Origin of the sequence: Bacillus sp. AFS040349 (assembly GCF_002577655.1) — a bacterium.
Lineage (GTDB): Bacteria > Bacillota > Bacilli > Bacillales > Bacillaceae > Metabacillus.
On the sequence record NZ_NUMC01000229.1, the window covers coordinates 1 to 544 of the forward strand.

Consider the following 544-nt stretch of genomic DNA (forward strand, 5'->3'; position numbering starts at 1 on the left):
ATCTTTTGACACTACCTTACCCTATTTATGTAAATCTACTTCCTCTTTAAGTCTATATTTCTTAACTAACCTATTATATTTTAATTCGGCCAATTGTAACTCTTGCTCTTCTGTAATTATGCTCTTCAGATTTTTATATTGAAGCCTATAAAGGGCAGTTATGACCACCACTTTCAATTTATCCTGTAATTCTTCTCGTAACTCTTCTTCTCTACTTTCATAAGGATTTTCTCGGTCTAACTCCGAATATCTTTTTAATAGCCACCTCTGCGCTTCATCAATCATTTCTTCAACCTTTTCAAATAAAATTTCAATCGCTTCAGTTGTATTTTCTGCTAAAAAGTCGTCAGTGTACGTTTGGCCATCAGTTCGATCAATGAGATAATTTCCCTTTTCACCCTTATAAAAACCAACGTAATCAAATTGGTTACCCACACCTACATTAAATAAGTTTTCCATATCTTCTTTTATTAATTTTTCCACACCTCATCCTCTCCTTTCATTTTGCCAATTTCTTGGCTTACATGTTTATGGCATTATAAAA

The 544-nt window shown here is 32.7% G+C and carries 1 protein-coding gene; it reads right to left on the minus strand.

Translation table 11 applies throughout. From position 1 onward, the window contains the following. Nucleotides 1-21: 21 nt before the first annotated feature. Entirely contained in the window at nt 22-483 is a 462-nt protein-coding gene (locus COD11_RS26420; RefSeq protein ID WP_098799823.1) for a hypothetical protein, read from the minus strand. Nucleotides 484-544: the final 61 nt, after the last annotated feature.